A 26,964-nucleotide genomic window follows, 5' to 3' on the forward strand; every position below is an offset into this window, starting at 1 on the left:
TGCGACCGCACCATGTCGACCGCCCCGGCAGCCACCCGCGAGGAGATCCTCGCCCCGATCGCGGCAGCGTACGAGCAGCTCGCGCCGGACGGCTGGGGGCGCGAGTTCGTCGAGCGGTACTACCGGTACACCCCCCTCGACGAGCTGACGTCGCGGGACGCCGAGACCTTCGCCGGTGTCGCCCACAGCCACCTCGAGCTCGCGCGGACCCGTCCGCCGGGCACCGCCAACGTGCGGATCTACAACCCGAGCACCGAGACCGACGGCTGGTCCAACCCGCGCACCATCATCCAGGTCGTCACCGACGACATGCCGTTCCTCGTCGACTCCGTCACCGGCGCCCTCGTGCAGGCCGGCATCGACATCCACCTGATCATCCACCCGCAGCTCGTCGTCGTCCGCGACGCGCTGGGGCAGCTGCAGTCGGTCGAGAACCGCGACATCACGAAGTCCTTCCGCAGCGGCGCGGTCGGCGAGCTCGCCGAGTCCTGGATGCTGCTCTCCATCGACCGCGAGGGCGACGAGGAGCGCCGGGCCGAGCTGGAGCGGACCGTCCGCGGGGTCCTCGAGGACGTCCGGCAGGCGGTCGAGGACTGGCCGAAGATGCGCAGCCGCTGCCTCGTGCTGGCCGCCGAGCTCGAGGGCGGCGCGCCGCCCCAGGCCCTCCCCGACGACGTGGCGCTGGCCACGCGCTTCCTGCGCTGGATGGCCGACAACCACTTCACCTTCCTCGGCTACCGCGAGTACACCCTCGACCGGACGCCTGCGGGAGAGGTGATCTCGCCGGTCACCGGGACCGGGCTGGGGCTGCTCCGGGCCGACCCGCCGCAGGGGGCCGACCCCGAGGTGCTCACCGAGGAGGCCTCGCGCATCGCGCACGCCGACGACCTGCTCGTCCTCACCAAGGCCAACTCGAAGTCCACCGTGCACCGTGTCGCCCACCTCGACTACGTCGGGGTCAAGGCCTACGACGCGAGCGGTGCGGTGGTGGGGGAGCGGCGCTTCCTCGGCCTCTACGCCTCGACCGCGTACACCGAGTCGGTCACCCGCGTGCCCCTGGTCGCCGAGAAGGTGCAGGCCGTCCTCGACCGCTCGGGCCTGGCTCCGGACAGCCACACCGGCAAGGACCTCCTCGGCGTCCTCGAGTCCTACCCGCGCGACGAGCTGTTCCAGGCGCCGGTCAGCCAGCTCTACGAGACCGCCCTCGCGGTCACCCAGCTCCAGGAGCGCCGGCGCACCAAGCTCTTCATCCGCGAGGACGACTTCGGCCGCTACGCCTCGTGCCTCGTCTTCATCCCGCGCGACCGGTACAACACCGCCGTGCGCACCCGGATGGCCGACATCCTCAAGGAGACCTTCGGCGGTGAGGAGGTCGAGTTCGCCGCCCGGGTCAGCGAGTCCGCCCTCGCCCGACTGCAGTTCGTCGTGCGCGTCGCCAAGGGCAACCACATCCGCACCCTCGACCGCGCCGAGCGCGACGCCCTCGAGCAGCGGCTCGTCGAGACCAGCCGCACCTGGTCGGACCGGCTCGGCGACGCCCTCGACCAGGCCCACGGCGAGGAGGACGGCGACCGGCTGATGGACCGCTTCGGGCGCGCCTTCCCGACGGCCTACGAGGAGTCCTTCACCGTCGTCCAGGGCGTGGCCGACATCAGCCACCTCGACCGGCTGGGGGCCGACCGCGGCACCAGCGTCGCGCTCTACCGCCCCCAGGGCGCCCCCGACGACATCCGCCGCTTCAAGCTCTTCCGCGCCGACCCGTTGTCGCTCACCGACATCCTGCCGATCTTCACGCACATGGGCGTCGAGGTCGTCGACGAGCAGCCGTTCGCCGTCGAGCGTGCCGACGGCACCGACCTGCACGTGTACGACTTCGGGCTGCGGGTCACCGACAGCGCGATCTGGGACGCCTGCCCGCACGACCGGCTGCGCGACCTGTTCGAGGGCGCCGTCGCGGCCGTCTGGGACGGGCGGGCCGAGAGCGACGGGTTCAACAAGCTCGTCCTCGGTGCGCACCTCACCTGGCGCCAGGTGGTCGTGCTCCGCACGGTCGCGAAGTACCTGCGCCAGACCCGCGCCACCTACTCGCAGGACTACCTCGAGGACGCCCTCGTCGCCCATCCCGAGATCGCGCGCGACCTCGTCGACGTGTGGGAGACCCGGTTCGACCCCACCGTGTTCACCGACGACACCGCCGGCCACGAGGCCCGCGCGACGGCCGAGGAGGAGGCCGCCCAGCGCGTCCTCGACGCCCTCGACGACGTCGCGAGCCTCGACCACGACCGGATCATCCGGGCCTTCCTCGGGGTGGTCCGGGCCGGTCTGAGGACGAACTTCTACCAGCCGGGCCGGGACGGCTCCGAGCACCACGCGTACGTCTCGCTCAAGCTCGACCCGCGCAAGGTCCCCGACCTGCCCGCTCCCAGACCGCAGTTCGAGATCTGGGTCTACAGCCCGCGCGTCGAGGGCGTGCACCTGCGCTTCGGCCCGGTCGCCCGCGGCGGCCTGCGCTGGAGCGACCGGCGCGAGGACTTCCGCACCGAGATCCTCGGCCTCGTCAAGGCGCAGATGGTCAAGAACGCCGTCATCGTGCCGACCGGCTCCAAGGGCGGGTTCTACGCCAAGCAGCTCCCCGACCCGGCCGCCGACCGCGAGGCGTGGCTGGAGGAGGGCAAGGCGGCGTACCGGATGTTCATCTCCGGCCTGCTCGACCTCACCGACAACCGCGTGTCCGGCACCGTCGTCCCGCCCGAGCACCTCGTGCGCCACGACGGCGACGACCCGTACCTCGTCGTCGCCGCCGACAAGGGCACGGCAACCTTCTCCGACATCGCCAACGGCGTGGCGCAGTCCTACGGCTTCTGGCTCGACGACGCCTTCGCCTCCGGCGGCTCGGCCGGCTACGACCACAAGGCGATGGGCATCACCGCCCGCGGCGCGTGGGAGTCGGTGAAGCGCCACTTCCGCGAGATGGGTGTCGACACCCAGTCGGAGGAGTTCACCGTCGTCGGCGTCGGCGACATGAGCGGCGACGTCTTCGGCAACGGGATGCTGCTCTCCGAGCACATCCGGCTCGTCGCGGCCTTCGACCACCGGCACGTGTTCGTCGACCCGTCGCCCGAGGCGGCGGCCTCCTTCGCCGAGCGTCGGCGGCTCTTCGACCTGTCCCGCTCGTCGTGGGACGACTACGACCGCTCGCTGGTCTCCGAGGGCGGCGGCATCTTCCCGCGCACCCTGAAGTCGGTCGACATCACCCCGCAGATGCGCGAGGCGCTCGGGATCGACGCCTCGGTCCGCTCGATGACGCCCGCCGAGCTCATCCACGCGATCCTGCTCGCGCCGGTCGACCTGCTGTGGAACGGCGGCATCGGCACCTACGTCAAGGCCTCCACCGAGGACCACCTCTCCATCGGCGACCGCGCCAACGACGGCATCCGCGTCGACGGGCAGGAGCTGCGCGTCAAGGTGGTCGGTGAGGGCGGCAACCTCGGTCTCTCGCAGCTGGGTCGGATCGAGGCCGCGTTCCACGGCGTGCGGGTCAACACCGACGCCATCGACAACTCCGCCGGGGTCGACACCTCCGACCACGAGGTCAACATCAAGATCCTTCTCGGCGAGGTCGTGCGCGACGGCGCGCTGACCATCGAGGAGCGCAACGAGCTGCTGGCCTCGATGACCGACGACGTCGCCGAGCACGTGCTGCGCGACAACTACGAGCAGAACGTCCTGCTCGGCAACGCGCGCGCCCAGGAGCACGCGATGGTCACCGTCCACGAGCGCTTCATGCACTGGCTCGAGGACCGCGGCCTGCTCGACCGCGGGCTCGAGTTCCTGCCCGCCGACGCCGAGCTCGAGAAGCGCGCGCACGACGGGCTGGGGCTGAAGAGCCCGGAGTTCTCCGTGCTCGTCGCCTACGCCAAGCTCGCGCTCAAGGAGGACATCCTGGGGAGCTCGATCCCCGACGACCCGTGGTTCGCCACCACGCTCGCCGAGTACTTCCCGCCGCCGATCCGCGAGCGGTACGCGGGCGAGCTCGAGGAGCACCCGCTGCGCCGCGAGATCATCACCAACTCGGTGGTCAACTCGATGGTCAACCGCGGCGGCATCACCTTCGCCTACCGCACCCAGGAGGAGGCGGGCGCGGGCCCCGAGCAGGTGACCCGGGCCTTCGTCGTCTGCCGTGAGGTGTTCGGGCTCGCCGACTTCGTGCGGCGCGTCGAGGAGCTCGACACCGTGGTCCCCACCGCGGCCCAGACGGCGCTCTACCTCGAGTTCCGCCGGCTGCTCGACCGCGCGGTGCGCTGGTTCCTCACGGCGCGGCCGGCCCAGCTGGACATCGCGTCCGAGATCGACCGCTTCTCGGAGGTCGTCCACACCCTGGCGCCGTCGGTGCCCGAGCTGCTGCGCGGCGAGGAGCGCCAGCGCCTGGACCGCCGGGCCGGTGAGCTCGAGAAGGCCGGTGTGCCCGCGGAGCTCGCGCTGCACGCGGCCTCGCTGCTCGACCAGTACTCGCTGCTCGACATCGTCGACATCGCCACCGACACCGGTCGCGAGCCCACCGACGTCGCGCCGCTGTACTACCTCGTCTCGGAGCGCTTCGGCATCGACACCATGCTCGGCAAGGTGACCCGCCTGCCGCGCGAGGACCGCTGGGACGCCCTGGCGCGGGGCGCGCTGCGCGACGACCTCTACGCGGTGCTCGAGTCGCTGACCCGCTCGGTCCTCGAGGCGGGCGGCGCGGCCGGCGTGGCGACGGACGACCCCGCGGCCCAGTACGAGGCGTGGCACGCGAGCAACCAGGACTCCGTCGAGCGGGCGACCGCGGCCCTGTCGGGCATCGACCGGCTGGACGCGCCGAACATCGCCGCCCTCTCGGTGGCGCTGCGGACGCTGCGATCCGTCATCCGGGTGGGCTCCTCGAGCTGAGCGCGCCGTGACCTAGGCTCGGCCGCGTGAGCACGCTGGCCGAGATGTTGCGGACGACGACCGACCTCGAGCCGGCCCAGTCCGAGTGGCTGCACCTGCTCGTCGGGGACTGGCAGCTCGTCGCCGACCTGTCCTTCGCCGACCTCGTGCTGTGGGTGCGCGGCGGGCCGGACGGGTGGCGGGCCGTGGCGCACGTGCGGCCGAACACCGGCCCGATGGTCTTCTACGACGACATCGTCGGGCGCTCCTCGAGCCGTGCCCGGGCCGACATGCTCGACGGTGCTGCGCGCCGGCGGCAGATGGTCGCCGCGCCGGTGCCGACGGTGCGCGAGGACATGTCCATCCGCGAGGACGCCGTGCCCGTGCTCTGCGGCGAGCGGGTCATCGCCGTGCTCACCCGGCACACGAACCTCACCGGCGGGCGCACCCCGAGCCGGCTGGAGCTGACCTACCGCGACCTCGCCGACTCGATCCTGCGGATGGTGGCGACCGGCGAGTTCCCTTCGCCCTCGGCGCCCACCGGGCTGCGCCGCGGCGCCCCGCGCGTCGGGGACGGCGTCATCCACCTCGACGGCGACGGCGTCGTCCGCTACGCGAGCCCCAACGCGGTCTCGGCGATCCACCGGCTGGGCCACGTCGGCGACGTGATGGGGGAGACCCTGGCCAAGGTGGTCGCCGACCTCGCCGCCGAGAGCGGCCGGGCGGTCGACGAGTCCTTGGCCGTCGTCGTCATGGGGCGCGCCTCGTGGCGCACGGAGGTCGAGACGGCGAACGCGACCGTGACGATGCGCGCCATCCCGCTGACCATCGCCGGGGTCCGTACCGGTGCGATGCTGCTGCTGCGCGACGTCTCCGAGCTGCGTCGGCGCGAGCAGGAGCTGCTCACCAAGGACGCCACGATCCGCGAGATCCACCACCGGGTGAAGAACAACCTGCAGACCGTGGCCGCCCTGCTGCGCCTGCAGTCGCGCCGCGCGCCCGAAGAGCACGCCAAGGCCGCGCTCGAGGAGGCCGTGCGCCGGGTGGCCACCATCGCCCTGGTCCACGAGACGCTGAGCAGCGGCTTCGACGAGACCGTCGCCTTCGACGAGATCGCGCTGCGGGGGCTGCGGGCCGTGGTCGAGGTGGCGCGCCAGGAGCACCACGTCGACTCCCGCTTCGAGGGGTCCTTCGGCCGGGTGCGGGCCGAGGACGCGACGGCGCTGGCCATGGTGATCTCCGAGCTCGTGCAGAACGCCGTCGAGCACGGCCTCGCCGACCGCGACGGCACGATCACCGTGGCCGTCGAGCGGCGGGCCGCCGAGGCGGGCGACGAGCTGCGCGTCACGGTGAGCGACGACGGCGCCGGGCTGCCCGCGGGGTTCCGGCCCGGGCTCGCCGGGCTGGGGACGCGGATCGTCACCTCGTTCGTCCAGGACCTGCGCGGACGCATCCGGTGGGAGAACAACGAGCCGAGCGGGACGCGCGTCGAGTTCGTCGCGACGCTGCGGCCGGTCTGAGCACGCGACGCGGCGCCCACCGGCCGGAGCCGGGGGCGCCGCGTGCGTACGTGTGGTGGTGTGCCTCGGGGAGGTGTCAGCCGGCGCGGCGGGCGCGGGCGTTGCGCCGCTTGAGCGCGCGGCGCTCGTCCTCGGACATGCCGCCCCAGACGCCGGCGTCCTGACCGGACTCGATGGCCCACTTCAGGCAGGTGTCGAGCACCTCGCACCGACGGCAGACAGCCTTGGCCTCCTCGATCTGAGCGATCGCCGGGCCGGTGTTCCCGATCGGGAAGAACAGCTCGGGGTCCTCGTCGAGGCAGGCAGCGCGGTCGCGCCAGTCCATGGAATGGGGCTCCTTGGTCGGGGATGTGCAGGGAAGTCGGTCGCGACACCGGCAGTCACGGTGGGATGCGGGGTCGGCGTTCGGTGGGATGCGCCGTTGCAGCCCGTGGACGTCCGTGAGCAGCACAGACGTCCGTAGCGTTACCCTACCGTGACGTGAGGAATCGCGGCTAGGGGGATACCCCGGTGGGTCCGGGTGTCGGTCGTCACGCCGGCTCAACGGGTGGACAGGGGTCACGTGTTCCCGAGGGGTGGGGTAGGACCACGCGAGGCCCGAGCGTAGCGCTCGAATAGGCTGCGGTGGTGCCTGCGAACCCGCCGTTCCACACCGCCCCGGAGGCGGGTTCCGGACCCCGTCGGACCGCCGCCGTCTTTTGTGCAGGTCAGGCGCTGGCGCTGCTCGGTTTCGCCGTCTTCTACGTCTACGAGCTCGTCGTCGGCGAGGGCAGCGACGCCGGCCGGGTGGTCATGTCGGCGGTGCTGATCGCGATCGGCGCGCTCGGGCTCGGGCTGCTCGCGCGCGGCTGGCTGGGGGAGGCGCGATGGCCGCGCACGCCGACCATCGTGTGGAACCTGCTCGTCCTGCCGGTCGGCATCAGCCTGCTGCAGGCAGGGCGCACCGGTCTCGGCTGGCTCGTGCTGGTCCTCGCCCTGCTGGCCCTCGGTGCGGCGTTCGTCGCCCGGGTCCCGGACGTGGAGTTCGACGACCCGGAGTGAGCACGGCCGTCGTCACCGGACGAGCGCGGCCGGCTCGTCGGTGAGGACCTGGAGGGTGACGCCCCGACCGTCGAGGACGAGCACCCCTCGGCCGGGCGCCCGGTGGCGGTCGTCGGCCGGGACCGAGGTGCGGGCCATCCCCAGCAGCGGGGCGTCGTCGGGCGCCGGACGGAGCATCAGGCCGCTGCGGTGCCGGGCGACCGTGACGTCCAGTCCCCGGAAGCGCGCCCCGAGCGCGGCCGGTGTCGTCACGACCACGAGCGCACCGCCGGCGTCGTCGAGCACGGACTCGAGCTCGTCGAGGACGGGTGCCACGGCGGTGTCGTCGAGCCGCGGCGCGTCGTCGACGAGGACGAGGAGGTCGGGGTCGGCGAGGCGGGCCGCGACGAGGCACTCCGCGTCGTCCGGCCCGAGCACCTCGACGCCGTCCGGCGCCGGCTCCGCGCGCCCACCCGGCCGGACGAGGACGACCCTGCGGCCGTCGGCGCGGGCGGAGCGGCTCAGCGCGGCCAGCGTGGTGCTCCGGCCCGAGCGGGACGGACCGAGCACGAGGAGGCGGCGGCCGTGGAGGTCCGGCCGCCACGACCAGGGCTCGGCCGACGGCGCCGACACCCCCACCAACCACCCGGGCGCCCCCTCGGCGGCCACGTCGCGGGTGACCCGCTCGGGCAGCGGTCGGTAGGTCCAGGGCCGCGGGCCGTGGGCCGCGCCCCGGGGTGGCGGGTCGTGGTTCGGCGGCAGGGCGACCTGCACCTCGCGCCCGTCGCTCCCGCGGGTCCCCCGGCCCGGCGGGCGCGGACCCGACGCGGCGGGCAGCCCCAGGAGGGTGAGGTCGACCGGGTCGGCCGGTCCGAGCAGCAGGACCTCCCCGCCGAGCCCGGACCACCGCGGCCGCAGCAGGTCGCGCCCGCCCGAGACCACGCACCGGACGCCGAGGCGGGCGCCCTCGCGCGCGAGCCGGAGCACGCGTTCGCTCGGGGAGGCCGGCGCCCGGGTGTCCTCGGCGTCGACCAGGCGGTCCCAGCCGTCGAGCACGAGCAGACGCAGCGCGGCGTCGTCCGGACCGGGCGGCTGCTCGAGGTGGTCGAGGACCGCCTCGACGGCCTGGGGGTCATCGAGCGCGGCGGCCGTCCCGACGTGCGGGAGGTGACCGAGCCCGAGCGCGCGCGGGTCCGAGGCCAGCACCTGCACGTGGAGTCGTCCCGGCGGGTGGCCGGCCGCCGCCGCCCCCACGAGGCGGGCGAGAGCGGTCGACCGGCCGCTGCGCGGCTGCCCCACCACCCGCCACAGGGACGCCTCCGGGGCCCAGCCCCACGGCACCTGCCGCTGACGGTCGGGCTCGTCGACGAGCGCCACGGCGGTGGGCGGGACGCCGGCGGCGGCGACGACCGCGGGCAGCGCCGGCAGCCACGGCCTGCGCGGAGGCGCGCCGCCGACGCCCGCGTGCGCTCGGCGGATCACGTCGACGACGCGAGCGACCTCGACGGAGCGGTCCTCGGCACGCGCCACCGGACCGACGTCGGTGAGCAGCCCGCTCGTGACGACGAGCGAAGGACCCTCTGCGGCGGCCGGCACGACGAGGGCGGCCTGGAAGGGGAGAGTGCTCCGGTCGCCACCGGAGGCGACGCCGCGTCCCGGCACGTCGGGAGGCAGCAGCGCGGCGGACTCGTCCTCGACCACGTGGACCGAGTCGGCCCGGTCCCGCACCCGGAAGGCCAGGCGGAGGTTGACGTTGGCCTGCACCTCGGCGGTGACCGTACCCGCCGGCCGCTGGGTGGCGAGCACGAGGTGGATGCCCAGCGACCGGCCCTGCGCCGCGAGCCGCACCAGGGCGCTGACGGCCTCGGGGCTGGCGTCGACGAGGGCGCGCAGCTCGTCGACGACGACGACCAGTCGGGGGAGCCGGTGCTCCGGCGCGGCGCGGCGCCGGTGGTCCTCGAGGTCCGCCGCCCCGGTGGCGGCGAGAACCCGCTCGCGGCGACGGAGCTCGGCCTCCAGCGACACGAGGACCCGCTTCACGAGGTGCTCGTCGAGGTCGGTCACCAGACCAACGACGTGCGGCAGGTCGGCGCACGACCCGAAGGCCGCGCCTCCCTTGAAGTCCACGAGCAGCAGCGAGAGGGCCTCCGGCGGCGAGTCGAGGCTCAGGGCGGTGACGAGGGTGCGGAGGAACTCGGACTTCCCGGACCCCGTCGTCCCGCCGACGAGCACGTGCGGGCCGTCCCGCCGCAGGTCGAGGGCGAGGGGTCCGTCGGCCGTCACACCGACGGTCGCGGTGGGTCCGGTCGAGCGGGACCATCGCGCCTGCACCCCCGCGGGCGTCAGCACCTCCGGGCCCAGGAGCTCTGGAAGGGTGAGCCCGGACGGCAGGCTCCGACCGCCGCGGGACCCCTCCCGCACCGGGGCCAGGGCCCGTCCCAGACGCTCGCGCCAGGCCGGCCCGACCCCGTCGGCCACGACCTCGCTCCCGTCGGTCGGCTCGTCGTGCGAGGCCGTCAGCTGCACGGCGCCGCCACCCACGACGAGGGCCCGGACAGGGCACGCGTCGGGCACCGTGAAGTCGTCGGGGGCGGCCACGAGCACGATCCCACCCTCGGACCGGACGGCCGCCACCGCCGAGGCGACGTCCGGTGCCGCGGCATCGGGGACGACGAGGAGCCGCCGTCCGCCGCCCGACCCGCGGTGGGGCAGGAGGTCGAGCCAGGACCAGTCCTCAGTGGCCGCCGTGTGCTCGAGCGCGAGGGCCGACGGCGGGTTGCGCACCACCAGCTGTCCGACGAGGCTCGCCAGCACCGCACCGGTCACGGCCCGGTCGCCGACGACGGCCAGCCCGCCGACGGCGTCGAGGTCGACGACGACCGGGGCGTGCCGGAGGCGGCAACCGTCCTCGTGGCCGTCCTCGTCGACCACCCGGGTCCGCGCCGTGGTGGTGCCGAGCCCGAGCCGCACGCCGAGGTCGCCGGGGCGCGCCCACAGCCCCGAGCCACGGTGGGTGGCGAGCGCCAGCACCCGGTGGGGGTCGGGATGGGCGAGGTGCCGCAGGCGCCGCTCGGCGTCGAGTGCCGCGGCCAGCCGCTCGTCGTGCTCCCGCAGGGCGACGCGGTGCTCGGCGAGCTCCCGGCGGTGGCGACGCCGGCCGCCGACGCGGTCACCCAGCCCGCTCGAGAGGACCATCACCGGCCCGAGCAGCGCGAACGCGAGCACCTGCGGCCCGAAGAACAGGGCGAGCACACCGACCACGGGGACCGGGACGAGGGCCGCGACCCAGGGGATGCGCCCGCGGCGCGGTGGCTCCGGGGCGCGGGGGGCCACGACCCGCCCGGCCGGGGGTTCCGGCGGCGGGGACGGTACGGGCTCGACGACCGCGGTCCCGTCCCCCGGGTGCGTCACCGGCATCCCGGGGGAGGCGCTCCGCCGCAACCGCAGGGTGGTCGACCCCAGCACGACGACCGACGCGGTGTCGACCGTCGCCTCGCCGCACACCGGCCGCCCGTCGACCTCGACGCCGTTGGTGGACCCGAGGTCGACGACGCGCACGCCGTCGGGCCCGACGTCGAAACGGCAGTGCTCGCGGCTGAGCGCGGGGTCGTCCAGCCGCAGCCCGACCGTGGGTGAACGCCCGACGACCAGGCCCGGTGGGGAGAGGGGCAGGCTGCGGCCGGCATCCGGTCCCGCCACGGCCGCGATCTCGAGGACGGACGGGGTCGCGTCCGCGGGAGGCGCCGACCGCGGGTCGCCGACGTCCACGGCGAGCGAGACGCCGTCGAGGAGCGGAGGGAGACCGACGACGGCCTCGTCGGGGAGCGACCGGCCTTGGACCGAGAGGTGCTCCACCGGCCGGCCGAGGTGGTCGGCGAGGGCGGCGCGCAGGGTCGACACGGGCTCCGGTCGGCGCGCGCGCACCACGACCTCGACGGGCTGCGGCCGTCGACGTGGGGTGTGCACCGTCATCCGGATCTCCATGGAGGGACCGTAGGTCGGGTGGCCGACAGCGCCGCGAAGTTATCCACAGGTCCGGGAGAGGGGGTGCGCGCATGCTCCGGATGGGGTTGTCTAGGGCCCAGCGCGCGGGGCCGAGGACGTCGCCCCGCCGGGAAGGGGGCTGTGGAGTGGACGCCGTGCGCACGCTCGAGGGGGAGGTCCGCGAGCTGATCCGCCGCTCGGGGCTGGACCCGGTGCGCGACGAGAACGCCGTGCGCCGACTGGTCCGCGACGCCGTGAGCGACTACGACGAGCGGTCGATGCACGGCGGGATGCCCGTCCTCCCGGACCTCGATTCGGCCTCGAAAGCGGTGTGGGACAGCGTCGTCGGCTACGGTCCGCTCCAGCAGTACTTCGACGACCCGCACGTCGAGGAGATCTGGGTCAACGAGCCCTCGCGGGTCTTCGTCGCCCGCGACGGCGTCGCCGAGCTCACGAACACGCTGCTCAACCACGAGCAGGTGCGCGACCTCGTCGAGCGGATGCTCAAGTCATCCGGGCGTCGGGTCGACCTCAGCTCACCGTTCGTCGACGCCGTCCTCCCCGACGGCAGCCGGCTGCACGTCGTCATCCCCGACATCACGCGCGAGCACTGGTTCGTCAACATCCGCAAGTTCGTCGTCAAGGCGGACTCGATGGACGACCTCGTCCGGCTCGGCACGCTCACCGCGCAGGCGGCGCGCTTCCTCGAGGCCTCGGTCGCCGCCGGGCTCAACATCCTCGTCGCGGGCGGGACGCAGGCGGGCAAGACGACGATGCTGAACTGCCTCGCCTCCGCCATCCCCGCGCGCGAGCGCGTCGTCACGTGCGAGGAGGTCTTCGAGTTGCGCATCCCGCACCGCGACGTCGCGGCGATGCAGTGCCGGCAGCCCTCCCTCGAGGGCACGGGTGAGATCCCGCTGCGGCGGCTCGTCAAGGAGGCGCTGCGGATGCGCCCCTCGCGCATCATCGTCGGCGAGGTGCGCCAGGCCGAGAGCCTCGACCTGCTCATCGCCCTCAACTCCGGCTTGCCGGGGATGTGCACCATCCACGCGAACAGCGCGCGCGAGGCCGTGACGAAGATGTGCACCCTGCCGCTGCTCGCGGGCGAGAACGTGTCGGCGCGCTTCGTCGTCCCCACCGTCGCCTCCTCCATCGACCTCGTCGTGCACGCCGCGCTCGAGCGCGACGGGCGTCGGACGGTCCGCGAGATCGCCGCGGTCCCGGGGCGCACCGAGGAGGACGTCGTCGAGATCGCCGACCTGTTCGTCCGGCGGGGCTCGGACCTCGTGCGGGCCGACGGGTTCCCGCCGCATGCCGACCGCTACGAGCGGGCCGGGTACGACGTCGCGGCCCTGCTGGCCAGGGGCGCGACGTGACCGGGGTGCTGCTCGGGCTCGTTCTGGGAGTCGGCCTGTTCCTCGTGTGGTGGAGCTTCTGGGTGCCGACCCCACGGGACACCGTGCGGCGCAGGCGGGTCGGGCCGCTGGCGGCGCTGCACGACGAGGTCGTGCAGGCCGGGTTCGCCGGGCTGTCCGTGCGCGGGCTGCTCGTCGCCTGCGCCATCGCCTTCGGCTTCGTGCTGGCCATCGTGCAGCTCACGGTCGGCGTCCTGCCCATCGCGGTGTGCTTCGCCACCATCGCCGGCGGCCTGCCCGTGGCCGTGGTCCGACGGCGGGCCCGTCGGCGGCGGGCGCGGTTGCGTGACCTCTGGCCCGAGGCCGTCGACAACATCACGTCGGCGGTGCGTGCGGGGCTGGCCCTGCCCGAGGCGCTGGGGCAGCTCGGGGAGCGGGGCCCCGAGGAGCTGCGTGAACCGTTCGCCCGGTTCGCCGACGACTACCGCCTGACCGGCCGGTTCTCGGACTGCCTCGACCGCCTCAAGGCGCGGCTGGCCGACCCGGTGGGGGACCGCCTCGTCGAGAGCCTGCGGATCGCCCGGGAGGTCGGGGGCAGCGACCTCGGCCGCCTCCTGCGCACGCTGTCGGGCTTCCTCCGGGAGGACGCGCGGACCCGTGCCGAGCTCGAGACCCGCCAGTCGTGGACGGTCAACGCCGCCCGGCTGGCCGTCGCCGCACCGTGGTTCGTGCTGGCGATGCTCTCGACGAACCCGGAGTCCGTCGCCGCCTACGCGACGGGGGTGGGAGCCGGCGTCCTCCTCGTGGGTGCCGCCGTCACCGCCGTGGCCTACGCCCTCATGGTGCGCATCGGCCGGCTGCCCGAGGACCAGCGGGTGCTCCGGTGAGCGGGCTCGTGCGTGACGGCGCGCTGCTGGGCCTGGTGGCGGGGGTGGGGCTGCTCCTCGTGTGGACCGGCCTCCCGCGCAACCGTCGCCACGGCCTCGCCGACCGGGTGCTCCCGTACCTTCGCGACACCCCGCGCCCCTCGCGCCTCCTCGATGACGGCGGCCCTCGCGGCATCCTCGGCACGGTCGCCGCCCCCCTGGTCCGCGAGCTGGCGCACGGCGTCGAGCGCGTGCTCGGCGGCTCCGCGTCGGTGCGGCAGCGGCAGCTGCGTGCAGGAGTGGCCCCCGACGTCGACCGCTTCCGGGCCGAGCAGGTGCTCTGGGGCATCGCGGGGGCCCTCGCCGGCGGCACGGCGGCCACCCTCATCGCCGTGTTCCGGGACGGATCGGTGGCGCCGGTGCTCCTCCTGACCGCCATCGGCTTCGGGGTGGGCGTCACCGGCGCCGACTACCTGCTCACCACCCGTGCCGTGCGCCGCGAACGCCGGATGCTCGCCGAGTTCCCCACCGTCGCAGAGCTGCTCGCGCTCGCCGTGGGTGCCGGGGAGGGAGCGGTCGGGGCCCTCGAGCGGGTCTGCCGTCTGTCCCACGGCGAGCTCTCCGACGAGCTGCGCCGATGCCTGGCCGACGCCCGAGCCGGCGCGAACCTCCCGACCGCGCTGCAGGGGCTGGCCGACCGCACCGGCCTCCCGAGCCTGCGCCGGTTCGTCGACGGTGTCGTCGTCGCGGTCCAGCGCGGCACGCCCCTCGCGGAAGTGCTCCGGGCCCAGGCGCAGGACGTCCGCGAGGAGGGGCGGCGCGCTCTGTTGGAGGCCGGCGGCCGCAAGGAGATCGCGATGATGGTCACTGTTGTCAACAGGTACCCTTTACAGCATGACCAGTCGTGCGGCGATATACGCCCGTCAGAGCCTCGACCGCTCCGGCGAGGGTACGGCTGTCTCCCGACAGCTCAGCGAGTGTCGCGAGCTGGCTGAGCGCAACGGGTGGGAGGTCGTCGAGGTCTACCAGGACAACGACCGCAGTGCGACGAGCGGCAAGGTCCGGCCCGAGTGGATGCGCCTGCTTGCGGACCTCAAGGCCGGCCGACATGACGTCCTGATCGCCTGGCACACAGACCGCCTCTACCGCCGTCTGCGTGACCTCGTCGACCTCGTCGAGATTGCGCAGGACCGCACACTCAAGATCGCCACGGTGCGCTCCTCTGATCTCGACCTTTCGACCCCGGCCGGCCGGATGATGGCGGGCCTGCTGGGCTCAGTCGCCTCATACGAGGGTGAGCAGAAGGCGGCAAGGCAGATCGCCGCTAACCGGCAGCGGGCACAGGCCGGGGTCGTGCTCTGGACGCGCCGGCCGTTCGGCTTCGACCGTGATGGGCGAGACGTCTACGTCGTGGAGATCGAGGCCGACGAACTCCGACAGGCGGCGAAGGCGGTCCTGGCGGGGGAGACGACCGCGAGCGTCGCGCGCGATATGAACGCTCGGAACGTCACGACCACCGTGGGCAAGCCGTGGTCTGTGACCTCCGTGCGGCGAGCCCTGCTCAACCCTCGTCTCGTCGGCCGCGTGGTTTACCGAGGGGAGGACTTCGGCGACGGGGGGCCGCAGATCCTCGACGCCGAGACCTTCGACCGTGTCGGCGCTCTACTGCGTGACCCGTCTCGGAAGATGGCGCCGCCGTCGACCGAGTTGAAGTGGCTCCTGTCCGGCCTCGTGCGCTGCGGCAACGACGATGAGCCGATGTGGGCGACGCCGTCTCCCTCGGGCCGCATGATCTACAGGTGCCGTCGCTGCTACATGGGGAGAGGGCTCGAGGACGTCGACGAGGTGGTCCTCGGGATCGTGTCCGAACGGCTCTCCCGTTCGGATGCAGCGTCCCTGTTCTCTCCTGACACCGACCTCGACGTTCTCCGCGAGCGCGCTGTCGAGATCCGCGAACGGCGAGACGGCTTGGCCGGCCTCCTCGCTGACGGGCTCCTCGGCGCTGAGGCCGTCAGGGCACAGGCGACGAAGCTCGCCGCTGAGCTCGATGACGTGGAGCGGGAGCTCGAGCACGCGGTTGCGGCGACACCGCTGGCACGGCTCGCCATCGCGGTCGACGTGCGAACGTCACTGATGGACCTCCCCGTCCGCACCCTGCGCACAGTCATCGACACGCTCGCCATCGTGCGAGTCCTCCCGGCAGGCAAGGGTGTGCGTTTCGACCCCGATCAGGTGCTGATCGAGTGGAGACAGGCATGAGGGACGAGTTGGATGTGTGGTTCACGACCCTGCTCGCAGAGCATGAGGATCGTGGACGTGCCCTTGACTCGGCGTACCAGAGTCTTGAGAATGCCGGCGTTCTCAATCGTGTTGTGGTGCACCGGTATATCTGTGCGCGGCGAGGCTGCAAGCTTGCGACGGTCATCCGAGTAGGCGGGCGGTTGATTGCCCGGACTGGGGGCTACAAACTGGCACCTGGCACGAATCTCTCCAGTTCCGTCGAAAGCGCTCGTCTCAAGAACACCCTTGATGGAGAGCGGCATTGGTTCGGTCGCACATTCGACGTGCTCGACCTCGTCGAGTGGGAGGGAGCGGCTGGACTCCCGATGAACTGCCGATGCCGGCTGCGCGTGGTGAGTGCGGTCGACATCGTCGAGGAGGTCGGCGACACGCAGCAGGGGCATCCGGGCGCGCCCTCCCTGATCTAGTCATACCCATGCCCTAGCATGGGCATAATTGCCCGCCTGCGAAGGCACTCGGAACCGTGCAGGGCGCCGAACCGAAAGGTTCGCCATGCCCTCCTCCGGGTCACCGTCCTCCTTGCGTTCTCTCCACGGTCGTGCTGCGGCACGCGCACGTTGGCGCACCCCCGACAAGGACGACGCCGCGCGTGAGTACGCCACCGCCAAACTCGAGGACTTCATCCAGCGCACGGTTGCCGCGGCGCCGCCGCTCACGGCGGAGCAGCGTGACCGGCTAGCGCTGCTCCTGCGAGGCGGCGCCGCATGAACGGACCCCCTCATGAGGAAAGCCGCCCGAAGGCGGCTCCCGAGTCGATGCGTGGCGGCTACGACATCTCCAGTGTGACACAGCCCGATGTTCTCGATCGGCTCGACACGGTCAGCTACGCCTACTCCTGCGGGTGGGAGGCCGGGCGCAGGTCGGGCTATATCGAGGGCCGGAAGGCAGAGCAGGCGGAAGCCGAGCGTGCCGAGGCGCTGCTGTGGCAGCAGGCCGTCCGGATCGTGCACAACATGGCCGGCACGCCCGATGCGCCCGCTGAGAGCCCCAGTCGTGCTGCAGAGCGTGAACGGCTCCTCCGAGGCCCAGTGCGCGAGGGGCGGCGGTCCGCATGACCATCTCCCGACCGGTCCGACGCATCGTCTTCGTCTACTCCCTGCCCGACTCGCCCAAGCCGCACCGCCTGCTGCGCGGCAACGTGAGGGACTGGCTGCGAGAAGAGGGCATCCCAGCAATGTGGACCAATCGTCTGCGCGGGTGGTTCATCCACGAGGACCGCGTCGCCGACATCGTCGCGCGAGCCGAGGCCGCCGGCATCGCCGTTCGCATGCGCGGCGTCTACGTTGTGGCCGAGCCTGACCCGACACCGCGCCAGACCCCAATCCGAGGACCCCAGACCATCGAGGTTCCGGTCGACGGGCAGCTCGCACTGCTCGAGGTCGGTGAGGCGTCATGAGCCGGGGCGAGAAGAAGATCGACTTTGGCGAGCGCTCATGGTCCGCTCACGCCCAGGACCACTGGAAGGAGATGGCGGGCAAGCCACGCTTCCCCGACTACCTGCGGGTCACGTTCGTCGCCTATGCACTCCACGCCGCGAACGGTCACGCGAACCTCGACCGCGGAGAGCTCGCCTATCACCTCGTGCGCGAGGACGGCAGCCTCCCCGAGCGCCGCGTCGTCTGGCGGGCCGTGCAGGAAGCGATGAAGCTCGGATTCCTTGCCGAGGGAAGCCAATTGCTCTGCCTCGTGGTCAGCAGCCACGACGTGCAGGGCGGCAAGGGGTCCGCCGACAGGCGATGCAAGCGCGACCACACGAAGCGCTCAGGAACGAACGTCCGCAACGACAGCGGACGTTTCGCCACGAACGTCCGCAACGACGCTAGACGTTCGCCGGAGAACGTCCGCAACAACTGCGGACGTTCCGTGCTCAGCCCCTCTTCTCTCTCTACTACCGCAACCACCGACAAGACCCAGCCCAGCAGCTTCGTCAACGAAGGCGGTGCGGCATGACGGTCGACGTCATCGGCTGGAGCCACGCCAGCGCCGTCGCACTCGTCAACGGCGTGCGAGTGCGCGTCCGACGCAAGGCACGAACCGTGATGTGGATCTGCGACCGCTGCGGACGCGCCTCTCACCCCCACTGCCCCCACACGGCCGCCCTAGCGGCCACCGAAGCCGACCCCGCCAAGAAGAGGAACCGCTCATGAGCACCACCCCCGCCGAGGACTTCGCCGCCTGGCTCGCACAGCAGACCCAACAGACGCCCGCGCCCGCAGAACCCACCGTCACCGACGACACCCCTGGCACCCCCAAGCCCGACCTGTCGCAGGGCGGCAAGGACGCCCCCCTGACCACCTCACCGGGCGACGCCTTCGCCCGGCTCATCAACGACGCCCTCTGAAGGAGAACCCCATGACCGACATGCAGCTTGCCATCGAAACCCGCCGCGCCGTCGACGCCCTCGCCGCCGTCAACGTCCGCGGCTACGACGTTCCGGACGCAGTCACCCAGGCGCACGCCTGCGAGCGTCAGCTCGAAGCCCTCGCACTCGAGCCCACCAAGATCGGGGCCATCTCCACCGACCCCGCCAAGCTCAAGGCGTCACTGACGAAGATGGCCGCCGACGCCCGCGCCCAGATGGACCTCCAGACCGCGATCGAAAAGGCCCGCGACGTCCTCGCCGGCCGAACCCTCGCCGCAACCCGTGCCGCCGTCCCCGGCTGGCTAAACGCGCTCCAGACCGACTTCGCCCACGCATGGAAGGACTTCCGCGGAGTCTGGCTCTCCGCTCCCTCCGAACTCAACGGGTTCAGCACCGATGAGCAGGCCGCCGAGCACGCCCAGCTCCTGCGCTCCATCGCCCAGCTCGACCAGATCCTGAGCATCCGCGTCGTCCTCGGCAACCTGCTGCACGAGCCTGACGCCGACAGCCGCAACGTCCTGCTCGCTGCTGCTCTCCCGACGGTGCCGGCTCGCACCGACTCCGTCGAGGCGCAGTGGACCCCGCTAGGACAGCTCATCGACTCCTGGCAGGGCGGTCACGTCCTCCTCACCACCGGCACCCGCCCTGCTGCGACCGGCGTTGAGAAGTGGGGCGCGCTCGCCTCCACCGACGGTCTGACCATCGGGCTGGCCGACGTCACCGGCCTCGAGCAGCGCACCCACGTCCGCGACGCCTGGAGTACCGCCATCAGCGCCGTGCGCCACCTTGGCGGCATGCCTGCCAGCCCGGACCACCTGTGGCGGGAGCTGATCGGATGACCGCCCCCGAGACCAGTGACGAGCAGGCGCCCGCCACCGGCTGGGACCCCTTCGAGGCCTACCGAGAACGCCGCCAGCACCCCACAGATGACGTTAGCCAGCGCCTGTTCGGCGCCAGCGCAGCCGCCCAGCACGATGACAAGGAGACAGACTCATGATCCCAAGCACGATCAACTACGCCACCGCCCTAGTGGACGGTCAGGACACCGGCCGCTACACCCTCCCTGAGCAGATCGTTCAGACGGTCCAGACCTACCGGCGAGCGACCGAGCTGCAGGCGCCCGAGGTCGCCGGCTTCACCCGCCAGGACGCCGCCGACGACGCCTTGGCCGCGCTCACCGCGGGCGGTCCCGTGGACCTCGCCGCCCTGGCGGCCAAGGTCCGCGCCGGCGCCACCCGACACGGCGACAGCACCGAGGCATCCGGCATCGCACTCGCCACCCTCGAGCTCTCAGCCGCCGAGGCCGTGCGTACGGCGGTCGAACTCGCGGACGGCGTTGTCACCGAGCATCTGCGGTCCGCGTTCGACGCCCTGCTCGAGGAAGTGCGGCAGGTCGCGGCCGACCTCGACGGCACATCCCTGGACCTGCACGGCCTGCTCAACGCACCGGCCAAGGTCCGCAAGGCCTATGAGCGGCTGGGAGAGCTCACGATGCGCCACGAGGCGCTATGGCACGCCCGCAAGATGTGCACGCGCCTGACCGGCGCCCGACCCACCCACGACCAGAGCGGCCTCTTCATTGAGTTCCGCGACCGCCTCGCGCTGCATCCCGACCTCGCGCCGACCACTCCCGTCCCCCAGCTCGCCGCTCCGAGCGACCCGAAGGCGCGGCTGCTGTGGCTGGTCACCGACGCCGCGCTCGGCACGCCGTGGCTACCGACAGTCGAAGAGGCCGACGCCCGATGGTGGGACCAGTACGGCCAGCGCATCCAAGAGCGCGCCATGCGTCAGGAACAGGCGCAAGCCACCTACGGGGCGGCCTGACATGACCCCCGGCTCGGGCGTGAACGTCACCCGCCGCAGTCGACGCGACGCGGGAACGATGGCGACGAGGGTCGAGAACGACCTCCATCCCCGCAGACCCGCCAGCGCCCGAGCCGGCTGCCCAACCACAGGGGTGGGGGGTGACCCCCTGACCGGCGGCGCACAGGACCGCCGGGGAGGTGTCTCGGAGGTGCGGAGGGTTCAGACATCTTGACGTCAAGAGAATCACTGAACCCTCACGCAGGTTTTCTCCCCTCCCCAGCGGTCCTGTTAGATGACGAGCCGAGTACTACCCCCCAGGGTGGGCTTCGAGACTCGACGGCCCCCGCACGTTGCTCAACTGTGAGGGCCATCTAGGCTCCCGCGCATGAACGGGGAGTGCTGGGTGGGACAGGTGCAGTGGGGCGACGTTGGAACGTGGTTCTCGGGGGCGTTCACTGCGGCGGCGGTTGTCGTGGCACTGCTGCAAGGCCGACGAGCACGGCAGACCGCACAGGAAGCTCACGGCATAGCGTTGCGCGCTCAGGAACGGGCTGACGAGGATGCCGCTGCTCGTGAGGAGATTCGGCAAGATGAACTAGCCAATCAGGCTCGGCTGGTTACGACGCGGGTCGGCGCTGGGCATCCGACGTCATGGGCCAGGGTGCTGAACGCGTCGGAGGAACCGATCTTCGCCCTGACGCTGGAATCTGCGTACCTGACGGGACCGCGTCAGCCTCACGACTACGAGTACAGGGTTCTCGGGCGCTACTCGGCTGCGACGCTAACCGCCGGCACCGAGTTCGAGTTTGAGGTTGAGTTCCGCGAACCTGGAGCGCAACGGCCCCTCATGGTTACCGACATGGACGTCAGCATCGACGTGTCTTTCGTCGACAAGCACGGGGTCAGGTGGCGGCGCTGGAACAACGTCCAGCCTCGACGCGATGCTGTGGCTCCTGCTGTTCACCGAGAGCCGCCGCCACCGAAGAACCGCTACTGATTGCCCACGGTGCGCGTGCGCCACGTGCCGGCTCAGCGACCAGCACCGAGCACCGCACGCCCGTCGCACACGTGTGACGGGCGTTGGTTGCTCTCGAGCCAGCGGTCGACTGTCGCTGGCAGCCATACGTGACGACCACGGGCAGTCACGAAGTCGGGCGCCGGCAGACGTCCGGAAATTCGCCACTGACGCCCTCCGCGTCGGCGATCTCCTTGACGATTGAGTCCGCGGCGTCGAGCTTCGACCCGACGCCTCTGACGCTCGCTCGCCACTTCGAGCGCGAGGTCTGTCGCAGCCGGGCGCTGCGTTGCTCGCGGAAACGACCCGTAGTCGCAGGTCGCCCGGTTACGGCGTCGACGTGCTTTCCCGACCGGGGCGCGATGAGCGCAGCAGACTCTCCAGCTCGACGCCGGGCCAGCCAGTCGAGTGCTGGATGTCCGTGGCACTCGTTTCACGCTAGTGGCTCGGGCGGGCCTCCGCTGCTCCTTGCCTTGCGAGACCTACCGAGCGCTCGACCCCGAGGTGCCCTTAACGGCACTCTCGAGGACGTTGCGCACGGTACGGCCTGCTCTACGTCCAGACGTAGAGCATCGCGGCCAACGTGGCCACGGCCAAGGTCCACGTTGGACGTGCGCTTCCTGTGATGACGCTCCCGCAAGGGTCCCCCATGACAGTCGTCGCTGCTAGCCTCCGGAGCATGGGGAGCGGGGATGACAAATCAGGATCCGGAGCGGCAACCGCGCCTAGCCCGGAGACCGCGGACTCGGATGATGGCTGGTTCGCCGATTTCTCACTCATTGGTAAGCGGTTTGATGCAAGGGGAATGCCGGCCGAGTCGGCCCTCGAGGTCTCTCATTATCGCGAGGCCCTTTTTGAGATCGCTCGAGAGATATACCTAAGCAGGCACGAGGACCGCCAGCGGGTGCCCCGCGGCTTTGACGATGCCTTCGACCTTCGTTTGGTACGTGTGGACGGGGGAAGCGCCACAGCACGGGTGTTTCTCAATCGAACTGGCGCTTATGCAAGCGCCGATTACGACGAGTGGTTTGACGTGTTCGACCTGGCGCGAGAGCGCCTCACCACAGTTTTTCAGCAGGTCGCCGTAAATAACGATTCGAGCGTGAGGGACCTGTCTCCACGTGAGCGCCGATCCGTAAGAAAGGTGGGTTCGACGCTCACTGGAAAGGAGCGCCTTCGCGTTGGCGATCCAGCCCAACATAGGGTTGCGCTTGTGGACGTGGAAGTCCACGCGACGCTGGCATCCATTGACGCTGCACTGAGCTCCGCCCCCGACACTGGGCCGGTGGCAGCGTCGGCGGAGGGGGTGATTGTTGAGTTCGACAGCCGGTATCAACGCTTTGAACTTCGCGACGCCGTATCCGATCGACGGATTGTTTGTCACTTCCCATCGTACGTGCCGGGGCTGGCCTCTCAAGTTCGGCAGAGTATGGCGGAGGATGGTGTCACGGCTCCGGACGTGCGGGTCTCGGGCGTGGCCACTCTGGACGAAAGGGGTTACTTCGATCGACTGCTGGATGTAGGATCGATCCAGGTCGTGCGCCCGTGGAAAGAGAAGCGATTGCGCCGCAGGTTCGAAGAAATTCACGGACTCGCTGCCGGCTGGCACGGGCCAGGGTCCGCCGCGCTCGCTGATGATGTTGCTACGGATCTACAGGAATTCTTGCCACTGGCTGTGGATGTGGACGTCCACTTGGCGCTTGCTTCTACGCATGAAGGTCACGCGTTCCTTGAGTGGAGGCGGGAGGGTGTGGTCTTCTCCGCAGAAATCGAGCCCGGCCACAAACTCTACCTTTGCGTTGATGACACAGTCTCGGGCGCATTGAGCGACTCTGAAGAAAGATGGCGAGCGAGCCGACTCCTTGACTTTGTGGAAAGGGGGGTGTTGCGTGACTGAGCCAGTTGCCGGCTCGAAGTTGCTGACGGATATCGACGAGGTTCTCCGACGGCAGGTTCATCCGACTCGAAAGGATGAGGTCGAAGGCATTCTTTTCACCGCCTTCCAACCCACAGGCGACGAGGGCTATCTCCTCTCGACCCTCAGGGGACATGTCTCCGCGCAGGAGTGCTGCGAACGCCATCAGGCGAATGGGCTACAGACCATGGGGTCCTATGGCGTGGCGGTGGGCGAGGCGGCCACCATCCCAATGTCCTGTTGGGATGACGGCGGACTCGATGGCGCCCCCGAGGATCATGCCTCGATCGACTTCCGTCCGCTCGAACGGAAGCAGCGTCAGCGAGCGGCTCGGATTCTGCGCGATGCCGCCCTGGCTCGCGGATGCCTTTACGCCGTCGATGAGCAGGGCGTCTAGAGGCTGTCGTAGTGCACTTTTGCAACGACGCTCCCTCTCAGCGAGAGGGAGCGTCGTACGGTTGAGCTCGCGTCAAACGGGGCTCAGTGCTGGCCCCTCAGCGCCTCGCGAGCAGCCTCGACGGCCCAGGACGCCTCGACCTCCGCTGCGGCGTCGAGGAGAGCCCGAGCGAGCGCCCTGGCCTGTGCTGGCGTGAGCTGGTCGACGTTCGCGCAGTCGATGGGGGCGTCGTGGCTCTCGCCGGTGTCTGCGCTGAACCCGATGCCCACCAGCCACTCGGGCCGCAGGCGGCTCGACGATGCCCCGCGACGGTCGGTAGCCATGTGGAGGTCGCCCTCGTCCTCGTTCTGGGGCCACTGGTGGTCGGTGCACCAGTCGGGGCACACCGGGTAGGCGCGGACTTGGGCCGTGGCGTTCACTTGGCCCCCTCCACCGCGTCGAGAGCCGCCAGGACCGCAACGGCGTACGCGCGGGCCTGCTCCAGGGTCAGCTCCCGATACTCCATCGGCGCGAACGTGATGCGCCCCAGCTCGGGGTCGTTGCTCTCGTCGATGTCGAAGTACCAGTTGTCCCCCTGCGCCTGGCGTCGGCAGTGCGGGCCGTCCATGACGTTGTCCTCGCTGTGCAGGGCGTAGCCCGCGTGATGGGCGTTGCACCAGGACGGGCAGTCGACGGGAGCCGGTAGGGACGCGTTGACGGCATCCAGCTCGTCCCGCAGCGCCTCCATCCGTCGGTGGTGGGAGTCAAGGAAGGACCGGTCCTCGACCGGGACGGCGGCGTACTCCGCGAGGAACGCGGCCGCGCGTCGCTGGATGTCCTCGACCTCGGACGGGACGGGCGCGGTCTGGGTGGTGGTGCTCATGCTGGTTCCTCTCTGAGGGCTGGTCATCGGCGCGGTTCGCCGCCGCTGTGCGCGGCGACGTGAGCCGTCATCGCGCAGTGTTCGCCGCACTGGCGGCAGGTGTGCGCCGGGACGTCTCCACGGGCCTCCACGGGCCCGCGAGACGGCGCCGGACAGTCGGTGCAGGTCACGACGCGGGTGTGCCGGTCGGGGCGATGGACCCGCCGGCCTTGAGCCCGTCGCGGAAGGCCACGCCGTAGATGCGGTCCGCTCGCACGAGGTTGACGCCGTGAGTCAGCAGGACTCCCCACCCGACGGCAGCCACGGCGGCGGCGGTGATCTGGACGAGGCTTCGGCTGGTTCGCATGGTGCTTCCTTCCTGAGTCGGTGACCCCTTGTCACCGAATAGGGAGAGGGTGGCACTTGTGGTCCCGGTCGTCTTCCTCATCCTCCCCGTCACCGTGCTCTTCGCCGTCTTCCCCGGCTTCGCCTTCTTCCGATTCACGCTCTGACCCGAGCCCCGAGAAAGGACCGACCATGACCCCCACAAGAGCAGCGGCCCGAGCCCACGTCGCCGTCTTCCACCTGCTCGGCCGCGCCGAACGTCGGGCCGCCACCCGCGACGAGCGGGGTGACGTCCCGGGGTGGGTGCTCATCACCCTGATGACCGCCGGCCTCGTCACGGTGCTCTGGGCGGTGGCCCGCGAGCAGCTGGTGTCGCTGTTCAAGAACGCCCTGTCCTCGGTGACCGGCTGAGCCACGGCCGTGCCCGTCGAGCCACGGAGCGAGCGGGGAGCCGCCGTCGCGGACTTCGCGATGGTGTCCGTGCTCGTCCTCGCCCTCGTGCTGGCCGTGATGCAGCTCGGCCTCGCGCTGCACGCGCGCAACACGTTGATCTCGTGCGCCTCCGAGGGCGCACGTGCCGGTGCACGGGCCGACGCGGTCCCGGGCCAGGCGGTGGCCCGTACCCAGGAGCTCGTCTCCGCCTCGCTCTCACCGCGGTACGCGCGCTCGGTCACCTCGCGCGAGGCCGTGGTCGACGGCGTGCGGGTCGTCGAGGTGAGGGTGGTCGCGCCCGTGCCGGTCCTCGGGCTGCTCGGGCCCGAGGGGAAGATCGACGTCGTGGGCCGGGCCTTCGAGGAGGACCAGTGAGGACGCCGCGGCGCGGCCGCCGGATCCCGTCGCGACGTGTGGCCCGCGAAGTCGTGGGGTCCCGACGGCGCGACGAGCGGGGGAGCGCCGTCGTCGAGTTCGTCACCCTGGCCGTGCTCCTCCTGATCCCGCTCGTCTACCTTGTCCTGCTCCTCGGCCGGGTCCAGGCCGGCGCCTACGCCGTGAGCCAGGCGTCCCGCGAGGCGGGCCGGGCCTACGTGACGGCCGACACCGGGGAGGATGCCGCCGCCCGAGCCCGCGCCGCGGCGCGGATCGCCTTCCTGGACCAGCACTTCGAGGACGTCGGCACCGTGTCCCTCGCCTGCGACGGCACGCCGTGCCTGCGGCCGGACGGCCGGGTCGAGACCACGGCGACGGTGCGCGTGCCCCTACCCCTCGTCCCGGCCTTCGTCCGCGACGCCGTCCCGATGAGCGTGCCCGTGTCGGCCTCCCACATCTCCACCGTCGACCGCTTCCGAGGCTTCCCGTGACCCCGCCGGGCAGCGTCCGTCGCGACGAGCGGGGCACCATCACCGTGTACGTGCTCGGGCTCGCGGTGGTCATGATGATGCTCATCGCCGGCACGGTGGCCGTCACCTCGGCGCACCTGGCTCGGATGCGCCTCCTCGACGTCGCGGACGGCGCGGCCCTCTCGGCGGCCAACGCGCTCGACGACTCCGCGTACCGTAGCGGGGTCGGTGCGTCCGTTCCCCTCAGTGACGCGTCCGTGCGGCAGCGGGCGGCGGCCTACGTCGGCGGGCACGAACGACCCACCGGGGTCGTGGGGTGGCGGCTCGGCACGGGCACTGGCAGCCCCGACGGTCGCACGGCGGTCGTCGACCTCACCGGAGAGGCCGAGCTGCCGATGGTCGGCGCAGCGCTGCGTGAGCTCGGGGTGCGCATCACCATCCACGTGACGTCCCGGGCCCGCTCCGACCTCGTCGTGCCCTGAGGCCGAGGACGTTCCCTGCGTGGCCCAGACCTCGGAGCAACGGTTTGCATGCTCCCGAATATGAGCCAAAAGGTTTGATGCGCAGGGGAATTGGGTTACCAAAACCCTTGTCGATCGTACGCTTGTTCGGTACGATGAGGTATGGACAGGGGGACGATCTCGAGCCGCATCGCGGCACTGCGTGAGGAGTGCGCGCGGCTGGGTCGTGAGCTGGTCGAGTCGGGTCACTTGCTGTCGTCCGAGGACGCGTTCGAGCTCGCCGGGGAGGCGCAGGGGTTGGCGAATGCGGCCGATGCTCTGGTGGCGGTGGCTGCTTCGTGGGGTGCGCGGTTCGAGACGCGGCTCTCGGGTGATGGCCCGGCCGAACGGGTGCACCCGGTGGGGTTCGTGGACCAGATGTCGGCGGTGATGTTCTGCCTCGAGGCCGGCCTGACCGAGGGCGTCGCGGGGCGGAAGGTGACGTTGGGTGCCGTGCTGGGACAGCGGTTCCCTCGCACCCGTGACCTGCTGGTCGAGGGGGCGGTGGGCACGATCGCGGCGCAGAAGGTGATCGACGCGTGCGCCGGTCTGGAT

27 protein-coding genes are annotated in these 26,964 nt (G+C 71.5%); 22 read left to right on the forward strand and 5 right to left on the reverse strand.

The genetic code is table 11. The features are described 5' to 3' along the window. Window positions 1-12: 12 nt before the first annotated feature. Both ACQZ2A_RS19165 and ACQZ2A_RS19170 read left to right on the forward strand, forming a co-directional pair. Window positions 13-4,926 (forward strand): NAD-glutamate dehydrogenase, encoded by a 4,914-nt coding sequence (locus ACQZ2A_RS19165; RefSeq protein WP_430214225.1) that lies wholly within the window; start codon window positions 13-15, stop codon window positions 4,924-4,926. A 26-nt stretch (window positions 4,927-4,952) separates the two neighbouring features. After that, a complete protein-coding gene (locus ACQZ2A_RS19170; RefSeq protein WP_430214227.1) occupies window positions 4,953-6,425 on the forward strand; it encodes a sensor histidine kinase in 1,473 nt (490 codons plus the stop codon). Between the two features lie 76 nt (window positions 6,426-6,501). Here the strand turns inward: ACQZ2A_RS19170 and ACQZ2A_RS19175 are convergent, their stop codons facing one another. Beyond that, window positions 6,502-6,750, reverse strand: a complete 249-nt coding sequence (locus tag ACQZ2A_RS19175) for a WhiB family transcriptional regulator (RefSeq protein ID WP_030527568.1) — start codon at window positions 6,748-6,750, stop codon at window positions 6,502-6,504. 302 nt (window positions 6,751-7,052) lie between these two features. Here ACQZ2A_RS19175 and ACQZ2A_RS19180 point away from each other — a divergent pair, with 302 nt between their 5' ends. Continuing rightward, window positions 7,053-7,466 carry a hypothetical protein gene (locus ACQZ2A_RS19180; protein ID WP_430214230.1) on the forward strand — a complete coding sequence of 138 codons (414 nt, stop codon included), beginning with the start codon at window positions 7,053-7,055 and terminating at the stop codon, window positions 7,464-7,466. 12 nt (window positions 7,467-7,478) lie between these two features. On the opposite strand, the gene ACQZ2A_RS19185 is transcribed toward ACQZ2A_RS19180, so the two are convergent. Continuing rightward, window positions 7,479-11,429, reverse strand: a complete 3,951-nt coding sequence (locus ACQZ2A_RS19185; protein WP_430214231.1) for an FtsK/SpoIIIE domain-containing protein — start codon at window positions 11,427-11,429, stop codon at window positions 7,479-7,481. A 146-nt stretch (window positions 11,430-11,575) separates the two neighbouring features. On the opposite strand from ACQZ2A_RS19185, the gene ACQZ2A_RS19190 reads away from it, so the two are divergent. The 14 genes from ACQZ2A_RS19190 to ACQZ2A_RS19255 all read left to right on the forward strand — a co-directional run bounded on the left by ACQZ2A_RS19190 (window position 11,576) and on the right by ACQZ2A_RS19255 (window position 23,446). Beyond that, a complete protein-coding gene (locus ACQZ2A_RS19190; RefSeq protein ID WP_430214233.1) occupies window positions 11,576-12,805 on the forward strand; it encodes a CpaF family protein in 1,230 nt (409 codons plus the stop codon). After that, window positions 12,802-13,671 carry a type II secretion system F family protein gene (locus tag ACQZ2A_RS19195; RefSeq protein ID WP_430214235.1) on the forward strand — a complete coding sequence of 290 codons (870 nt, stop codon included), beginning with the start codon at window positions 12,802-12,804 and terminating at the stop codon, window positions 13,669-13,671. The genes ACQZ2A_RS19190 and ACQZ2A_RS19195 overlap by 4 nt, the downstream gene beginning before the upstream one ends. Continuing rightward, a complete protein-coding gene (locus ACQZ2A_RS19200; protein WP_430214237.1) occupies window positions 13,668-14,645 on the forward strand; it encodes a type II secretion system F family protein in 978 nt (325 codons plus the stop codon). Before ACQZ2A_RS19195 ends, ACQZ2A_RS19200 begins: the two co-directional genes overlap by 4 nt. Then, window positions 14,545-15,909, forward strand: a complete 1,365-nt coding sequence (locus ACQZ2A_RS19205; RefSeq protein ID WP_430214239.1) for a recombinase family protein — start codon at window positions 14,545-14,547, stop codon at window positions 15,907-15,909. The genes ACQZ2A_RS19200 and ACQZ2A_RS19205 overlap by 101 nt, the downstream gene beginning before the upstream one ends. After that, a complete protein-coding gene (locus ACQZ2A_RS19210) occupies window positions 15,906-16,358 on the forward strand; it encodes a hypothetical protein (RefSeq protein ID WP_430214241.1) in 453 nt (150 codons plus the stop codon). Before ACQZ2A_RS19205 ends, ACQZ2A_RS19210 begins: the two co-directional genes overlap by 4 nt. A 297-nt stretch (window positions 16,359-16,655) precedes the next feature. Further along, entirely contained in the window at window positions 16,656-17,006 is a 351-nt protein-coding gene (locus ACQZ2A_RS19215) for a hypothetical protein (protein ID WP_430214242.1), read from the forward strand. Continuing rightward, window positions 17,003-17,347, forward strand: coding sequence for a hypothetical protein (locus tag ACQZ2A_RS19220; protein WP_430214244.1), 345 nt, complete (start codon window positions 17,003-17,005; stop codon window positions 17,345-17,347). The genes ACQZ2A_RS19215 and ACQZ2A_RS19220 overlap by 4 nt, the downstream gene beginning before the upstream one ends. After that, complete coding sequence (locus ACQZ2A_RS19225) at window positions 17,344-17,901, forward strand: hypothetical protein (protein WP_430214246.1); 558 nt, start codon at window positions 17,344-17,346, stop codon at window positions 17,899-17,901. Before ACQZ2A_RS19220 ends, ACQZ2A_RS19225 begins: the two co-directional genes overlap by 4 nt. A 193-nt stretch (window positions 17,902-18,094) precedes the next feature. Beyond that, on the forward strand, window positions 18,095-18,292 hold the full coding sequence (locus tag ACQZ2A_RS19230) for a hypothetical protein (RefSeq protein WP_430214248.1): 198 nt from the start codon (window positions 18,095-18,097) through the stop codon (window positions 18,290-18,292). An 11-nt stretch (window positions 18,293-18,303) separates the two neighbouring features. Then, window positions 18,304-19,152, forward strand: a complete 849-nt coding sequence (locus tag ACQZ2A_RS19235) for a hypothetical protein (RefSeq protein ID WP_430214249.1) — start codon at window positions 18,304-18,306, stop codon at window positions 19,150-19,152. Between the two features lie 154 nt (window positions 19,153-19,306). Beyond that, window positions 19,307-20,137 carry a hypothetical protein gene (locus tag ACQZ2A_RS19240; RefSeq protein WP_430214250.1) on the forward strand — a complete coding sequence of 277 codons (831 nt, stop codon included), beginning with the start codon at window positions 19,307-19,309 and terminating at the stop codon, window positions 20,135-20,137. A 367-nt stretch (window positions 20,138-20,504) separates the two neighbouring features. After that, window positions 20,505-21,116 (forward strand): hypothetical protein, encoded by a 612-nt coding sequence (locus ACQZ2A_RS19245; RefSeq protein WP_430214252.1) that lies wholly within the window; start codon window positions 20,505-20,507, stop codon window positions 21,114-21,116. Between the two features lie 667 nt (window positions 21,117-21,783). Continuing rightward, complete coding sequence (locus tag ACQZ2A_RS19250) at window positions 21,784-23,031, forward strand: hypothetical protein (RefSeq protein WP_430214254.1); 1,248 nt, start codon at window positions 21,784-21,786, stop codon at window positions 23,029-23,031. Further along, a complete protein-coding gene (locus ACQZ2A_RS19255; protein WP_430214256.1) occupies window positions 23,024-23,446 on the forward strand; it encodes a hypothetical protein in 423 nt (140 codons plus the stop codon). The genes ACQZ2A_RS19250 and ACQZ2A_RS19255 overlap by 8 nt, the downstream gene beginning before the upstream one ends. A gap of 83 nt (window positions 23,447-23,529) precedes the next feature. Here the strand turns inward: ACQZ2A_RS19255 and ACQZ2A_RS19260 are convergent, their stop codons facing one another. The 3 genes from ACQZ2A_RS19260 to ACQZ2A_RS19270 all read right to left on the reverse strand — a co-directional run bounded on the left by ACQZ2A_RS19260 (window position 23,530) and on the right by ACQZ2A_RS19270 (window position 24,654). Next, window positions 23,530-23,865, reverse strand: coding sequence for a hypothetical protein (locus ACQZ2A_RS19260; RefSeq protein ID WP_430214258.1), 336 nt, complete (start codon window positions 23,863-23,865; stop codon window positions 23,530-23,532). Then, entirely contained in the window at window positions 23,862-24,308 is a 447-nt protein-coding gene (locus ACQZ2A_RS19265; RefSeq protein ID WP_430214260.1) for a hypothetical protein, read from the reverse strand. Before ACQZ2A_RS19265 ends, ACQZ2A_RS19260 begins: the two co-directional genes overlap by 4 nt. A gap of 166 nt (window positions 24,309-24,474) precedes the next feature. After that, window positions 24,475-24,654 (reverse strand): hypothetical protein, encoded by a 180-nt coding sequence (locus ACQZ2A_RS19270; RefSeq protein WP_430214262.1) that lies wholly within the window; start codon window positions 24,652-24,654, stop codon window positions 24,475-24,477. 170 nt (window positions 24,655-24,824) lie between these two features. Here ACQZ2A_RS19270 and ACQZ2A_RS19275 point away from each other — a divergent pair, with 170 nt between their 5' ends. The 5 genes from ACQZ2A_RS19275 to ACQZ2A_RS19295 all read left to right on the forward strand — a co-directional run. Continuing rightward, a complete protein-coding gene (locus tag ACQZ2A_RS19275) occupies window positions 24,825-25,043 on the forward strand; it encodes a hypothetical protein (protein ID WP_430214264.1) in 219 nt (72 codons plus the stop codon). A gap of 9 nt (window positions 25,044-25,052) precedes the next feature. Beyond that, on the forward strand, window positions 25,053-25,439 hold the full coding sequence (locus tag ACQZ2A_RS19280) for a TadE/TadG family type IV pilus assembly protein (RefSeq protein ID WP_430214265.1): 387 nt from the start codon (window positions 25,053-25,055) through the stop codon (window positions 25,437-25,439). 38 nt (window positions 25,440-25,477) lie between these two features. After that, the gene (locus tag ACQZ2A_RS19285) at window positions 25,478-25,930 is read left to right on the forward strand and encodes a TadE/TadG family type IV pilus assembly protein (RefSeq protein ID WP_430214267.1); all 453 of its coding nucleotides are present in this window, start codon (window positions 25,478-25,480) and stop codon (window positions 25,928-25,930) included. After that, window positions 25,927-26,391: a TadE/TadG family type IV pilus assembly protein gene (locus tag ACQZ2A_RS19290; protein ID WP_430214268.1), complete on the forward strand. Its 465-nt coding sequence runs from the start codon at window positions 25,927-25,929 to the stop codon at window positions 26,389-26,391. The genes ACQZ2A_RS19285 and ACQZ2A_RS19290 overlap by 4 nt, the downstream gene beginning before the upstream one ends. Before the next feature lie 141 nt (window positions 26,392-26,532). Continuing rightward, the coding region (locus ACQZ2A_RS19295; protein WP_430214270.1) for a hypothetical protein at window positions 26,533-26,964 on the forward strand (432 nt) is incomplete at its 3' end.

The organism is Phycicoccus avicenniae (assembly GCF_050496545.1).
In the GTDB taxonomy this organism is placed as follows: Bacteria; Actinomycetota; Actinomycetes; order Actinomycetales; family Dermatophilaceae; genus Phycicoccus; species Phycicoccus avicenniae_A.

Excerpts from the sequence above, each read along its gene's own strand:
- ACQZ2A_RS19210 (WP_430214241.1), top strand. The coding sequence starts at position 15,906 with ATGAGGGACGAGTTGGATGTGTGGTTCACGACCCTGCTCGCAGAGCAT.
- ACQZ2A_RS19250 (WP_430214254.1), top strand. The coding sequence starts at position 21,784 with ATGACAGTCGTCGCTGCTAGCCTCCGGAGCATGGGGAGCGGGGATGAC.
- ACQZ2A_RS19245 (WP_430214252.1), top strand. The coding sequence starts at position 20,505 with ATGAACGGGGAGTGCTGGGTGGGACAGGTGCAGTGGGGCGACGTTGGA.
- ACQZ2A_RS19230 (WP_430214248.1), top strand. The coding sequence starts at position 18,095 with ATGAGCACCACCCCCGCCGAGGACTTCGCCGCCTGGCTCGCACAGCAG.
- ACQZ2A_RS19275 (WP_430214264.1), top strand. The coding sequence starts at position 24,825 with ATGACCCCCACAAGAGCAGCGGCCCGAGCCCACGTCGCCGTCTTCCAC.
- ACQZ2A_RS19205 (WP_430214239.1), top strand. The coding sequence starts at position 14,545 with ATGACCAGTCGTGCGGCGATATACGCCCGTCAGAGCCTCGACCGCTCC.
- ACQZ2A_RS19265 (WP_430214260.1), bottom strand. The coding sequence starts at position 24,308 with ATGAGCACCACCACCCAGACCGCGCCCGTCCCGTCCGAGGTCGAGGAC.
- ACQZ2A_RS19240 (WP_430214250.1), top strand. The coding sequence starts at position 19,307 with ATGATCCCAAGCACGATCAACTACGCCACCGCCCTAGTGGACGGTCAG.
- ACQZ2A_RS19165 (WP_430214225.1), top strand. The coding sequence starts at position 13 with ATGTCGACCGCCCCGGCAGCCACCCGCGAGGAGATCCTCGCCCCGATC.
- ACQZ2A_RS19175 (WP_030527568.1), bottom strand. The coding sequence starts at position 6,750 with ATGGACTGGCGCGACCGCGCTGCCTGCCTCGACGAGGACCCCGAGCTG.
- ACQZ2A_RS19270 (WP_430214262.1), bottom strand. The coding sequence starts at position 24,654 with ATGCGAACCAGCCGAAGCCTCGTCCAGATCACCGCCGCCGCCGTGGCT.
- ACQZ2A_RS19215 (WP_430214242.1), top strand. The coding sequence starts at position 16,656 with ATGAACGGACCCCCTCATGAGGAAAGCCGCCCGAAGGCGGCTCCCGAG.
- ACQZ2A_RS19220 (WP_430214244.1), top strand. The coding sequence starts at position 17,003 with ATGACCATCTCCCGACCGGTCCGACGCATCGTCTTCGTCTACTCCCTG.
- ACQZ2A_RS19225 (WP_430214246.1), top strand. The coding sequence starts at position 17,344 with ATGAGCCGGGGCGAGAAGAAGATCGACTTTGGCGAGCGCTCATGGTCC.
- ACQZ2A_RS19235 (WP_430214249.1), top strand. The coding sequence starts at position 18,304 with ATGACCGACATGCAGCTTGCCATCGAAACCCGCCGCGCCGTCGACGCC.
- ACQZ2A_RS19185 (WP_430214231.1), bottom strand. The coding sequence starts at position 11,429 with ATGGAGATCCGGATGACGGTGCACACCCCACGTCGACGGCCGCAGCCC.